The following is a 13,412-nucleotide window of genomic DNA, read 5'->3' on the forward strand; positions in this document are numbered from 1 at the left end:
AAACAGAATGAAAGGGATTTTTAGTATCTTTAGAAAAGATGATAAAGCCTTTACAGGGCTTGAATCCGCAATAGTGCTGACCGCCTTCGTAGTGGTGGCAGCAGTTTTCTCTTATGTCGTGCTCGGGGCTGGTTTTACAACCTCAGATACCGCCAAGAAGACCATTGACGAAGGCGTCAAACAGACCACTTCTTCCGTAGAGCTTGCAGGTGATGTGATTGCAAATAGTGCCGATCGATCAAAAGTGGATACTATTGTTGTCACCCTTCAACTCACAGCAGGACAATCTCCTGTGGATATAGGAGCCGATAGTAATGCCGGAATGCTGGTGGTAGCTTATGCAGACAACGCTACATACAACCAAAGCTTGAGCTGGACTAAGGATTTTGTGGGAGACAATGATAAAGACGCGATTCTAGAACAGCATGAAAAAGTTCAATTAACTCTCGCTGTACCTTCTGGCTCAATGCTTCAAGGTACCTCTGATCAGGTTGTAAACAGAGAATTCAAGCTTGAGATTAAACCGAAAATAGGTGCAATAGTTCCGATAACAAGAGTGACTCCACCACAGCTTGATAAAGTTATGGTCCTGAAGTAACCCCAGTAAGGGGATACTTCCCCTTTTACTGCTATAAAAACGGAAATTTTTATTTTCGTTATCAGGTGGTAAGTATGGAACTTGATAAAAGAGTTGACGAAATAGAAATCGAACTTAAAATCATGAAAGGGGAGATCAAAGAATTACTCGTTGACATAAGAGACCTTGTGAATAAAAATGAAAATCCTTTCTGCAGCATCCCATGCTCTGAGACATTAAAAAGCCCGGCACCGGCTAAAGATGAAATTGAATGTAACCAGCCAGGCGTGGCCGGGAATGAAGACGCAGAATGCAGGCTTTGTGAAGGAGCTTCGGAAACAGAGAATCAAACTATAAAGAAGAACGAAGATTCCCTGCAACCAGTCATATCAGACCGGAAAAGTCCTGTACAAAATATCAGGAAACAGGAAGAACACAGACCTAAACCTGAGAGCTTCCGGAAAATCGATACGTTTATGCTTGTCGAACTTATGCGCTGGGTGGACTATGCTGTCAGGACAGTAGGTCACGAAAACCTCGAAGGACTTCTGAACCTCTATGCTCTTACGGGACATCTCCCTGAAGAGACGAAAAAGATCATCGAAAACATTGCAAACCTCTCAATTGAAGAGCCCGCTGAAGAAGACAGGGTCAGTATGAAAGATAACATAACTGTACTTTCGCAGTTGAGTGCAATCCTGAGCCCTGAAGGTTTCAGGAAGAATATCCAGCCATTTTATGAAACTCCGGGCTGGAGAGATAAAGAAAATGAGAAAAAAACAGGGCTTGTCTCAGTTGAATTTAAGCCTCAGAAAGCTGAGAGGTCAAAACGAGCTGCTTCCAGCAAATCTGATACCAGGCGGCGCATTTGAGGCAGGTAGATACATCTTCATAAATCGAATCAAACTTTCATAAACTAAAATCAAATCTTCGTAAATTAAGATTCTATAATTGAGAAATTGTCATCTCTGGAATTGTCATCTTTATTAACGGTATCATCTGGCATTGCCCATTTAGCATTGTCCTGTTTGATACAGCTTCAAATCATACATTGGCCAGCCTGATAAACCGGCTGATCAAAATCAAAATCAAAATCAAAATCAAAATCAAAATCAAAATCAAAATCAAAATCAAAATCAAAATCAAAATCAAAATCAATTTCTCCGGTCCAAAGATCGGAAAAGTAAAGCGGGGGTCGAAAATTGGGTGGGGAATCGATAAGCTCTGCAATTCTGACAATAGCATCCGTCATTTGTGCATTCGGGTTTGTTTCAGCTGTCTACCCCTCCGTCATCTCTGCCGGAGACCCTATAATGAGCCGAACGGACTCTATGGGAGACCAGATCATGACAGATATCGAAATCCTGCATGAAGCAAGAGGGGCTGAAGGTACGGAAATTCATGTATGGATAAAAAATGTGGGATGTAAGGAAATACCCTCATACACACTTCCCGATTCAGACCTCTTTTTCGGAGAGGCCGGGAACTTTGAGCATATCCCCTATGACGAAAACGGGAATCTGGCCCCAGGGTGGAGTTATCTTATCGAACAGGGGGGGGACAGTGACTGGGATAAAGGGGAAACTCTATGCGTAAAAATTAAACCTTCAGGTCTGCCTGTAAGCGGGGAAAAATATTTTATTAAGTTCAGTACATACAACGGGGTTTCTGAAGAGGCCTATTTCACGGTTTAATAAGGGGTTCGAGTGATGGGGTTCGGGTCAATAATTGCAGCAATGATTTCGGTTTCAACCATCCTTCTAGCCTCTTACGTCTGCTCTAAAGGGGGGTTTTACATGGCAAACGGGCTCTCAAATTCGGTTATTGAAATGCAGGAAAACAGAAATGAAATTCTGAAGACCGAAATAGAGGTTAAAGGTGCTGAAAACGTCTCCACAGATGGAGTGGACATTCTTGTATCCCTGAAAAACACAGGCTCGACAAAAATCGGGGACTTCACTTATATGGACATAATAGTTGCCTATCAAAATGAATCGAACAGCATGGAAACAGTATGGATTCCCTATCAGGAAGAAGTCCTTTGCGAAAACAACTGGACAAAAATGGGAATCATTCCGGACCTCATAAACCCCGGAGTCTTTGACCCGGGAGAGAAGATGGAACTGATTGTCCGGCTGAACGCTTCAGACCTTTCCGGCTATTCCAGCATTAAATGGCTTCTTGTGACTGCCCCGAATGGAGTAAAGGCTTCATGGTATTTCAAAGGATGATCTTTCAAGTTGAGTAAACATTATTCAAATATACTAATATTTAGAGATAGTAATAATCCGAGACATTAATTTCAGAAATCGTAATTTCAGAGATCGTAATAATCAAAGATAGTAATATTTAGAGACAGAGTAATATTCTGCAAATAACTCACACAGGCAACAAACCTGTTCCTGTAAAGCTGGCTGTAAAGCCAGATGTGAGAAGCCAAGGGACTTTTAAGGGACCTCAGGGATTGACAGGTCTGAGAAGGGGGGAGAGACATGGAAATAAACAAAGGGGAAGGAGCAGTATTAGGAAAAGAATTTTTTTGTGAAGAGGAACCTGGCTACCTGATAGAAGAAGAGGAAGAGAAAGAGCTTCTGGAGTTTATATCCTCCGGAAATCTGGAAATAGACAGGAGACTGGAAGGGGGTATTCCTGCGGGTTCACTCTGCCTCCTGGAAGGTGCAAACGACAGTGGCAAATCTATTTTTCTGCAGCAGATAATATGGGGGGCCCTTAACCAGGATAAAACTGTGCTTTTTTTGACAACGGAAAAGACCTCAAAAGAAGTCCTTAACCAGATGGAGAGCTTAAAGCGCGGGATTTCGGACTATTTCATAATAGGGAGGTCAAAGATATTTGAAATCAATGCAGGTTATGTTGAAGAAAACCCGCGTTTAAGTGAGAGCCTGCTGCAGGTGCTTCTCGAATGCATACAGAGATGTGAAGAAGAACTGGTCCTTATAGATTCCCTTACAATTTTTGCAGTTAATGCCTCGGAAAATGCGGTGTTAAACTTCTTTACGGAATGTGTAAAACTTTGTGACAGGGGAAAAACCATTCTCATCAGCGTGCACGGGTACGCTTTTTCGCAGGCGGTACTCTACAGGCTGAGATCAGTTTGCAGCGCCTGTCTGGAACTCAGGATAGAGCAGGTTGGGGACCAGTGGGTAAAAACTATGGAAATCCAGAAACTGAGGGGTGCCAGGAAAACTACGGGAAATCTGCTTAGCTTTGATGTGGACAGCGAATTCGGGCTGAAAATAATTCCTGTTTCAAAGATTAAAGCCTGAAAAAATGAAAAAAGCGTCCGGAGAGATGGTTCCCGGAAAGAAAAACCCGAATGAGGAATCTAGATGGAAGCTCTGCCTTTTAACCCGTTGCCTGCACCGGAGAATGGGGGGCGTTCCAGAAAAGAGGTATATGCAATCCTTTCTCCGGAAATGCAGGAGTTCGTTGGCAGGGAAGAAAATCACCATATCCTTGATTATATCTGCAGGCTTCCAGCGGAAGAAATAGGATTTCCGGAGTTCTACCCGAGAATTTCCAGGTCCATGAAAAGCATTAAACGCCCCAATCTGATTTATCCTGCCGGAAAAGGGCTTGCTGTTCATATATATCCGGATAAGGAAGACGTAAGGAATTACTACATTCCCATAGAGCCCTGCCTGTTCCAAAAACTGGACAGCATGCTTGAGGAAGTGGAAAAATTACTCATTGACGTGATACATGACCAGGAAATTAATACAAATGACCCTGAGGAAAAAAAGAAACTTCTCGTAAAGGCTCTTGAAAAGACCTGTGATGTAAAAGAGAATTTGAAGGAAAAACCCGGAAAATCAGAAGAAAAAGGCGGACAAAATCAAAAAGATACAGATCAGAAAAAAAATAAGGAAAAAGATTCCCTGAAAGAAGGAAAGAATGACGGAAAAACCGGATTTATCGGAAACCTTAAGGGAGCCGGTAAATTATTCGGTTCAGGAAAACCGAAGAAAATTTCCGTAACTCCTCAGGAATTCAATGCAATCAAATATCGGATGGTCAGGGATAAGGTGGGGATGGGAGTGCTCGAACCTTTACTGCTTGACTCAAACATAGAAGATATAAGCTGCAGCGGTCTTGGAAGGATCTTTGTTGAGCATAAGGTATTTTCGTCCCTTAAAACAACAATCTCGTTTGAGGAAATTGAAGAACTCAATTCTTTTGTCATACAGATGTCCGAAAAAGTAGGAAAGCCGATCACCTACAGGGACCCTATAGTAGATACGGCTCTTCCGGACGGGTCAAGGATTAATATCGTATTCGGAGAAGATGTATCAAAACGTGGGAGCAATTTTACAATCAGGAAATTCATGGGAGTCCCAATTTCAATCCTCGAACTTGTAGAGTTCGGTACAATTGACTATACAATGGCTGCATACATGTGGATGATGCTCAGGGCAGGGATGAACTGTTTTGTTTCGGGAGAAACAGCTTCCGGGAAGACCACAATGATGAACGCTGTGACCACTTTCCTTCCTCCGGATTCAAAAATAGTCTCTATAGAAGACACACCGGAATTGCAGGTTCCCCACAAGAACTGGACCCGTGAGGTTACAAGGACTACGAGGGACGACAGCGGGTCTGATGTTTCCATGTTTGACCTCCTTAAGGCAGCCCTGCGACAGCGCCCGAATGAGATTATGATAGGAGAGATCCGTGGGGTTGAGGGAAGTATCGCTTTTCAGGCGATGCAAACAGGGCACCCGGTAATGTCAACGTTCCATGCAGCATCGGTTGAAAAACTGATCCAGAGGCTTACCGGAGACCCCATAAATGTGCCCAAAAATTATGTGGATAACCTGAATGTGGTCATTATCCAGAGTGCTGTAAACGTCCCCGGGAAAGGGCTTGGAAGAAGGGTACTGAGCATAAACGAGATAGTTGGCTATGATGCTGTGAACCAGGCTTTTAATTTTATGGATATTTTCAAATGGGACCCTGCGACAGATACGTTCAAATTCACGGGAAAAAACAACTCCTACCTTCTGGAACATAAAATTGCCCCGCGAATGGGAATTCCCGAAACCCAGGTCAGGAAGATATACTCTGAGCTTGACAGGAGATCAAAAATCCTGAGAAAAATCCACCAGGCAAATATTACGAATTTCTATGACCTGTTTACTACCCTGATCCAGCTTGAGGAAGCGGGGGTAATATCATGAATTATGCAGAGATGGCTCCGTACTTAAAAATAAATTCTGCGAAGCGGGGAGTTGAAGGGTATTTCAGTCTTGCCCGAAAACTGAAGAGCACAAAAGTCGTTGAAAGGGTCAATGATGATATGCTCTTCCTGCTGACGTATATGGCAGCTATCTCAACCGCGGATATCGAAAGGGACAGGATATTCGATTATGCAGGGAGACAGAAGGAATATGAGGCTTCAAAATATTTCTGGCAGATACATATCCTTGCTTCAAAATGGGGATATGAGTATGCAAAAGCATGCAAGTACATTTCCCAGAAATTAAAGGATGCCTATCTTTCAAAACTGTTCGGCAGGATGGCAAACATCCTTTCTTCAGGAGAGCCTGAGAAAAATTTCCTCAAACAGGAAAAGATCACAAGGGAAGAGATCTATTCCAACGCATACGAAAGGAGCATAGAATCCCTGAAAAAATGGACTGACGGATACACTGCCCTGATGGTTTCCGTAACTCTTGTTGTTACCATAATCCTTGTTTCGGTCATGATCTACAATATAGAGAACATAGAAACCATTGCGTTCCTTATTGTATTGCTGACTCTCTTCATATGCGGGCTTGCCCTTTACATAATATATAAGGCGGCTCCGGCAGAAAAGAAATTGCATGCCCTCAGCCGTAAGTCCAGGGAACAGGAAAGGATAAAGTTTCTGAGCCGGGTCCTGCTTCCTCTGGGTGCATTTTCTCTTACTGTCCTGATTCTGCTCGGAACCAGAAAAGAGTATATCCTGCTTGGAGTTCCGTTCTTTACTCTTCCGATAGGCGTCCTTGCGGTGGCTGATGACAGAAAAATAGATGAAAGGGACAGCAGTTTTCCTGCATTTATAAAAACTCTGGGAACCCTTGCCGGGACAACAGGAATCACTATAAGGAGTGCTATGGAAAACCTCGACCGGGAAACTATAGGCTGTCTCAAGCCAGGAGTCGAAGAACTTCACAAAGGCCTTTCCATGGGGTTTAAGTCCAGGCTCTGCTGGGAAAAATTCATAGGCGAAACAGGATCAGAGCTGATAAACAGGTCCTCAAGGATCTTTAACGATGCGGTCGAGCTGGGAGGCGATCCCGCTGAAATAGGGAATATAGTTTCAGCTTCAAGCCTGGCAATCGTCCTGCTCAGGATGAAGAGGCAGCTTGTAAGTTCCGGATTCAAGGGTCTTGCCTTAACCCTTCATGCTGTTATGGTCGGGCTTCTTATTTTTGTAATGGAAATAATTTCAAGGTTTAGCGGGCTTGTCTCAAAGATGAGCGAGGCTTATATGTCCGCAGAAGGGAGTATGAACGGGATGTCCGGAATGGGCATGAGCATGTTTAATGTGGCAGAAAGCGTGCCCCTGCTTTACAAATTCACTTTTTCCGTGATAATTATCCTGACAATTTCAAATACGCTCGTGGTGAAGATTGTAGAAGGAGGAGGAAATTACAAACTTTTATTCTATGGGGGGCTGATGTCCGGAATTTCAGGGCTCTGCATGATCCTTATCCCTCCGGTAGTATCCAGGGTGTTCACATTCCAGATATGAACGGAGTTTTATTCAGAAAAATAAAAATGTGCCTGAAAAAAGTAGTTTATAAAAAAAGTAGTTTATGAAAAGGGAATTTATGAAAAAAAGTTTATGAAAAAAGAGTTTATGAAAAAAGGAGTTATGAAAAAAGGAGTTATGAAAAAGGAGTTTAAAGAGAATTAAAGAAAGCGGCAGAAAAGATTTTTGAAATCGGGATTAATCAGAATTGTTGGGGGGTAAAGAAATGGAAAGTTTAAAAAATATAAGCATAGGCGGGTTAAGGGAACTGAAGGAAAACGGATTCAAGGGGCTGAAAATCGGCGGCTTAAAGAATTTAATAGTTAAGCCGGAAAAGCCCGGAACTGAATGCACAGGCATTGCAGATCTTGAGGATCTGGTAAAAAAGAGAGAAGATATTAAAAAAGAAATAGAAAAACTGAACCGGGAGAAAAAGGGAATAGAAACCCGGATTCATCTTATCCGGAAAACAGGAAAAGAGAAATGTGAAGAAATAACAGAATATCCCTGGAGAGAAGAAATATTTCCCCCTCTTCCGAGAAAAGAATATGTAAAAATACCTGAAACAATAGCCGAAACTCCTGAAGTTCAGGGAGATTCTGCACCTGGGGAAGGTTTTGAAATTTCAGAGGCAAAAGACAAAGGGATGAAAATAAAAGCCGAAGAGGCAAATAAAAAATCTGAAGATAATATATCTGAAAATGATGCATCTGAAGATAATGTATCTGAAATTAACACACCTGAAGATAATGTATCTGAAATTAACACACCTGAGGATAAGACACCTGAAAGCAGTACACCTGAAGAAAAGGTCTCACAAGATATGGCATCTGATATTATCCAGGCTGTGACTGTAGATATTGAGGGAAAAGGAGACAGGATAAACGTAATCGGGAAAAAAGACGAAGATACGGTTTTTCCGCAGAAAGAAGATAAATCAAAAACCGTGTCCTCTTTCTCAGCAGTGAAATTAAGTGAAAATAAGATCCCGGATAGAGATTCCAGCACCAGTCCAGCTGAAATGAAAAATACTGAAAGTAAGAACAACCCTGCAGCATGCCTGCTTGGAGAAAATCTGATTGAAGAGCTATTGAGCAGTGATGACCTGTGCCCTGAAGAAGAGCAGGGTTTTGTTAAATACCTGCAGGAACCGGAAATAGGAGAGCTGGTTAAAGAGTTAAAGGACATGAAGTCACTTCTAACCAGGGAAAAAATTGCATGTTAAACCCGGTGAAGAGCCGAAATTAATAAAAAAACAAAAGAGAAAAGATGACGGGAACAAACCCGGCACATAAATTTTAAAAATATGTTCTTTGCAGGTATTTAAATATCAAAGTTATTTGTGCTCATGGAGATGGAAAAGCCCTTCCCTTGCTTTGCCAAGGAGTTTGTTTGCTTCCTCCATTTTGTTAGCAGCCTCAAGAATTTCTTCTGAAGCTTCAAGAAAACCATCTTTTTTGGCTTTCTGAGCCCATTCTCTAAAACTCTGTATATGGCTGTCGTTATGTTCAATCCAGTGTTCAATCAAGTGGGAAAGGTTATCGTGACTAAGTTCTTCAGTTATTGTTATTCCCTCCTGTTTAGAAATATGGAATTCATGGTATAAATTTTATCTGGATTTAAGATGAATTTTCATACTGTTACCACGGAAGAAAAAAGGAAATATAAATATAGAGTGGAAAAGCCGTTGATTTGTTTCTTATTTTTTTGGAGAACTTCCGGGCTAGCTGGTAAAATCCCTGGATATGGTAATCAAACCCGGATATGAGACAAAAACCGGTTTCAGGAAGAATCGAGAGGGCAGCCGTGAAGACTGCCTTTCAGATTTTTCTTCTCTTAGATTTTTTCTTCTCTTAGATTTTTTCTTCTTTTAGATTTTTTCTTCTTTTATATCTTCCTCGGGTCAGTGATTTCGCCTGTAAGTGCAGAAGCTGCTGCGGTTGCGGGAGACGCAAGATAGATAAAGCCGTCTTTTCCCATCCTGCCTTTAAAGTTCCTGTTTGCGGTTGAAACACAGACTTCGCCTTCCCCAAGAACGCCCTGATGAGCGCCAAGGCAGGGCCCGCAGCCAGGGGTTGCAAGGGTCACACCGGCTTTCAGCAGGATTTCCATTGTCCCATTCTTGATTGCTGCAAGGAGGGTTGAGCGGGATGCAGGGATTATGATTGTCCTGACTGTAACCTTTTTTCCTTTCAGGACTGATGCTGCTACTTCGAGGTCTTCAAGCCTTCCGTTGGTGCACGTCCCTATAAAGACCTGGTCCACGTGAGTCCCTTCAACCTCCCCTACTGGCTTTACGTTATCCACCTGGTGGGGGCAGGCGACCTGGGGCTCTATGTCTCCGGCATCATAAACAAACTCTTTAAGATAAGAAGCATCAGGGTCTGAATACACAGGTTCATAAGGAGCAACTGCCCTGTTTTTCAGGAAATCAAAGGTCTTTTCGTCGGGAGGGACTATTCCGGTCTTTGCTCCCATCTCGATTGCCATGTTGCAGAGCGTCATCCTGCCGGCAACAGAAAGTTCGCTGATTGCCTGCCCGTAAAACTCAACTGCTTTATAGGTTGCACCTGCAATTCCTGTTTTTCCTATCAGGTAAAGGGTAAGGTCTTTTGCGTAAACGTGTTTGTCAAGGCTTCCTTCAACTGTCATCCTGAAGCTTTCCGGTACCTTGAACCAGAGCTTTCCCGTAGCAAAGATTTCAGCCATATCGGTTGCCCCGACTCCAGTTGCAAAAGCCCCGAAAGCCCCGTATGTACAGGAATGAGAGTCAGCTCCGACGAGCAGTTTTCCAGGCAGTGCAAAGCCGTTTTCAGGAAGAACCTGATGGCAGATCCCTTCTCCTATTTCATAGAAATTGGGTATACTCTGTTCCCTTACCCATTCTCGGATCTCTTTTTGCAGGGTAGCTGATGTCTCGGTGTTTGCAGGGGCAATATGGTCAAAAGGAATCACAATTCTTGAGGGGTCCCAGACCCTTTCCATCTCCATTTCCTTAAAAGCATTTACCGCAAGTATTGATGTGCCGTCATGCGCCATCGCATAGTCCACATCTGCCAGCACAAAATCATTAGCCTTTACCTCTTTTCCTGCTGCCCGGGAAAAGATTTTTTCGCTGATTGTTCCCAGAAGTAAGCCTCCTTTCCAATATTGAATGATAATTTACGATAATGAAATGATAATTTACGATAGTGAAATGATAATTTCAGATAATCAAATAATAATGAATGGTATAGTGAAGAAATTAAGGCTTTAGAACTCATTATAACGAAATATATATACTTAATGGATTTGGGGATTTAGGCTATTCAAAAATAAATTTAAGTTATATTTCTCTTAATCTGCCCTGCGAAGTGTCCTGAGCGCCGGGATACTGTGGAGTAAAAAGTTTTATGCCTGCTCAAGACACTTATTATTGCAGCCTGGAGATTAATAAGGCTCTTTTAACGGGGACCTTCTCGTGATAGTAATTCGGAAGCGGTCTGCTAATTGAAGTCCTCAAAAAGAGCACTGAAACAGGTTATGAGAGGAGGTTTAATATGACGTCAAAATTGATGGACTACTTTAACAAACAGCCCAGAATTGGGGTCCTCAGCACATCGACCAAAGACGGAAAGGTAGATTCGGCTGTTTTCGGCTCACCCCATATGATCGATGAAAATACCGTTGTAATTGCAACAGGCAAGAACAGGACATTCTCAAACCTTCAGGAAAATCCTTACGCGATGTTCCTCATCATGGAGCCAGGAGCTGAGATTATGGATTGGAAAGGGATCAGGGTTTATATGAAGATGAAGGAATCTGCGACTTCCGGAGAGATGCTTGACATGATCAAAGGTCAGATCGCAAAAATGGCCGGAGAGGAAGCGGGAAAAATGATATACGCAACTGCCACCTTCGAGATCATTGAGCTGAGGCCTCTTGTTGATATGGGACAGGGCTGGGAGAAGTCGATCTGAGATTTCAAAATTTACAGAATAAAGGCAGGGAAAAAGTAAGCCCTGCATGAAAGGTGCCTGAAAAAAAATAAAATCAAAATAAAAAAGGTGACCGGCTCAACATTAAAACGGGATTTTATATTATACCGGCTTTTTCAAGAAAACCTTCCAGAGGCACGGAGTGAGTCTGGAAACCGCATACTTTGTAGGGGTCTGCTCCCAGTGAGAGAGCTACGAACTGGGCAATATTCATGTGTACCATGTCGTACTCTACCCCGAACTCTTTTTCAATCACAGGCTGGTAGCGGTCGTACTGGATATGGCAGTTCGGGCACATATGGATCATTAACTCCACCCCAGCTCTCTGGAGGCTGTCGAGTTTGGTTTTGGTAACCTGGAGAGAGGTGTTTTTGTTAAGGTGGAGCTGGGAAAAGCCCATTCCACAGGTGAGGGTACGGGCAGTATTTTATCAGAACTTTTGCTGTAAGACTGTTAGGTATTCACAAATATCACTAAATGTGAGTATAAATTGTGCTCCTGACGTTTGAATATAAATTCTTGAATATATGATGAGGCAATATGTTTATATATATAATTTCTGGCCAAATCATCAAACTATCAAAGGTCAAGGAATTATTACAGGCTCAAAATAAGTATGAAAAACAATTGTTCGAGAGTTTACACAGAAAACTTATAAGGAGCTAACTAAGAGTAATTTATGGAGTTCAAAAGTACTTTCCAAGTTCACCCGAACTCCATAAAATCTGCCCTAAGAGGCAATGATTATGTTAGCTTTGCGTATATTTAAGCTTGCTTGATCCTGCCTCCTAGGGAAAAAATAACTAGGAGTTAGACGAATGATTAAGAACAAAATTGGAATCGGAACGCTAATTTTATTAATTCTGCTGGTTGTTATGGCATTGATACCAGCCGTAAGTGCACAGGAAGAAAAAGATTATTCTGTAACCACTGAGAATGCTTTTAAGCATGCTAATGCAAACATGATAAGTTTTATAGCAGCCGGCACACCAGGCTTTGAGAACTGGACAGGGGCATCTGTTGATCCCAATCCACTAGAGCTTTATGACATAAATGGTAAAAAATTATTTTTTCGATTCTCAGTATATAAAGAAAATAAATTAATAGATACAATCGACGTTTGTGCCGATAAAACGTTGGGACCTTCAATCTATGACATTGTATTTGATCCTGAACCTTATAAAGCGACTGAAGCCATGAAAAAATCAATAGAAATAGCCAAAAGTGAATATTCAGATGGGAAAATCAAATCAACCAATTTGGTTGTATACAGCTATCCAAGGATAGGGGCGATGACTGTGGTGAAAGACAAGACCACTGGAATTGAACACCGGATATTTGTAGATGCTTACTCCCTTAATGAGGTTGAAGATAAACCCGCAACTGAAACAGAACCTGGAATATGGTCAATGTATGACAAGATTTTGACAAATGGAAAGGAAAACAATTTAAAGGAATGGCAAAAAAGTGATGAACTTGCCAAATCTATAGAACAAGCAGCAGCTAATAAAGGAGTTAATATTAATGCTGCAGTTACTGAAGAAAATATTAAAAAACTCAGTGACGAGGGAGTAGTGAAAAGTTCATTTACAGGTAAAATACTTGATATTAACGGTATTGGACAAGAACGAGATGTCTTTTGTGGCCCAGCATGTATCCGAATGGTTTGTAAATATTATAATCAACCGACTCCCATCCCTACGCAGGATACAATCTATAGGGGTGATGGACTATGGAATTGGAACCCTGCTTCCATATACACATCTGGGCTCTCAGCTAATGATGTTGTAGTGTGGGCTACATATAGATGGGGAAAAACGGGAACTATAGCTAGTAGTTTTTCTGATAGTGTCGCTATATCAGAAATTGAAAACAATAGACCATTCTTCAGTATGATTCCAGGTCATTTTCGACTTTGTAAAGGATACATAGTTCAAGATGGGTATACATATTTGCGCATTAATGACCCACTGCCTGTTGGTTCGACATATGGTAATCCAGGATTACTTGAACGCACATACGGCAGTTCAGAATCTACACGTATATATGTAAGGTAAAAATTCCTCAGAGGAGGTTGATAAACTTCTGGTTTCAACGGTTT

13 protein-coding genes are annotated in these 13,412 nt (G+C 41.9%); 10 read left to right on the plus strand and 3 right to left on the minus strand.

All coding sequences use genetic code 11. The features are described 5' to 3' along the window. Positions 1-7 precede the first annotated feature (7 nt). From MSMAS_RS04670 to MSMAS_RS04705, 8 genes are all read left to right on the plus strand, one after another. On the plus strand, positions 8-598 hold the full coding sequence (locus MSMAS_RS04670; RefSeq protein ID WP_011032371.1) for an archaellin/type IV pilin N-terminal domain-containing protein: 591 nt from the start codon (positions 8-10) through the stop codon (positions 596-598). 74 nt (positions 599-672) lie between these two features. Then, positions 673-1,449 carry a hypothetical protein gene (locus tag MSMAS_RS04675; RefSeq protein ID WP_048046346.1) on the plus strand — a complete coding sequence of 259 codons (777 nt, stop codon included), beginning with the start codon at positions 673-675 and terminating at the stop codon, positions 1,447-1,449. A gap of 330 nt (positions 1,450-1,779) precedes the next feature. Continuing rightward, complete coding sequence (locus MSMAS_RS04680; RefSeq protein ID WP_011032369.1) at positions 1,780-2,271, plus strand: hypothetical protein; 492 nt, start codon at positions 1,780-1,782, stop codon at positions 2,269-2,271. Positions 2,272-2,286: 15 nt separating this feature from the next. After that, a complete protein-coding gene (locus tag MSMAS_RS04685; protein WP_011032368.1) occupies positions 2,287-2,808 on the plus strand; it encodes a hypothetical protein in 522 nt (173 codons plus the stop codon). A 261-nt stretch (positions 2,809-3,069) separates the two neighbouring features. After that, complete coding sequence (locus MSMAS_RS04690; protein ID WP_011032367.1) at positions 3,070-3,864, plus strand: ATPase domain-containing protein; 795 nt, start codon at positions 3,070-3,072, stop codon at positions 3,862-3,864. A 63-nt stretch (positions 3,865-3,927) separates the two neighbouring features. Then, the gene (locus MSMAS_RS04695) at positions 3,928-5,775 is read left to right on the plus strand and encodes a type II/IV secretion system ATPase subunit (protein ID WP_011032366.1); all 1,848 of its coding nucleotides are present in this window, start codon (positions 3,928-3,930) and stop codon (positions 5,773-5,775) included. Further along, entirely contained in the window at positions 5,772-7,334 is a 1,563-nt protein-coding gene (gene flaJ, locus MSMAS_RS04700; protein WP_048046347.1) for an archaellar assembly protein FlaJ, read from the plus strand. The genes MSMAS_RS04695 and flaJ overlap by 4 nt, the downstream gene beginning before the upstream one ends. A 226-nt stretch (positions 7,335-7,560) precedes the next feature. Beyond that, the gene (locus MSMAS_RS04705) at positions 7,561-8,559 is read left to right on the plus strand and encodes a hypothetical protein (protein ID WP_048045845.1); all 999 of its coding nucleotides are present in this window, start codon (positions 7,561-7,563) and stop codon (positions 8,557-8,559) included. Between the two features lie 111 nt (positions 8,560-8,670). Here MSMAS_RS04705 and MSMAS_RS04710 read toward each other — a convergent pair whose 3' ends face one another. Continuing rightward, positions 8,671-8,862 (minus strand): hypothetical protein, encoded by a 192-nt coding sequence (locus MSMAS_RS04710; protein WP_011032363.1) that lies wholly within the window; start codon positions 8,860-8,862, stop codon positions 8,671-8,673. Positions 8,863-9,221: 359 nt separating this feature from the next. Continuing rightward, positions 9,222-10,454, minus strand: a complete 1,233-nt coding sequence (gene hacA / locus MSMAS_RS04715; RefSeq protein ID WP_394295859.1) for a homoaconitase large subunit — start codon at positions 10,452-10,454, stop codon at positions 9,222-9,224. 419 nt (positions 10,455-10,873) lie between these two features. Between hacA and MSMAS_RS04720 the strand changes: the two genes are divergently transcribed. Next, the gene (locus MSMAS_RS04720) at positions 10,874-11,293 is read left to right on the plus strand and encodes a pyridoxamine 5'-phosphate oxidase family protein (RefSeq protein ID WP_011032361.1); all 420 of its coding nucleotides are present in this window, start codon (positions 10,874-10,876) and stop codon (positions 11,291-11,293) included. 115 nt (positions 11,294-11,408) lie between these two features. Here the strand turns inward: MSMAS_RS04720 and MSMAS_RS04725 are convergent, their stop codons facing one another. Continuing rightward, positions 11,409-11,711: a heterodisulfide reductase-related iron-sulfur binding cluster gene (locus MSMAS_RS04725; protein WP_011032360.1), complete on the minus strand. Its 303-nt coding sequence runs from the start codon at positions 11,709-11,711 to the stop codon at positions 11,409-11,411. Positions 11,712-12,129: 418 nt separating this feature from the next. Between MSMAS_RS04725 and MSMAS_RS04730 the strand changes: the two genes are divergently transcribed. Continuing rightward, positions 12,130-13,368 carry a C39 family peptidase gene (locus MSMAS_RS04730; protein WP_048038924.1) on the plus strand — a complete coding sequence of 413 codons (1,239 nt, stop codon included), beginning with the start codon at positions 12,130-12,132 and terminating at the stop codon, positions 13,366-13,368. Positions 13,369-13,412: the final 44 nt, after the last annotated feature.

Origin of the sequence: Methanosarcina mazei S-6 (genome assembly GCF_000970205.1) — an archaeon.
Classification (GTDB): Archaea; Halobacteriota; Methanosarcinia; order Methanosarcinales; family Methanosarcinaceae; genus Methanosarcina; species Methanosarcina mazei.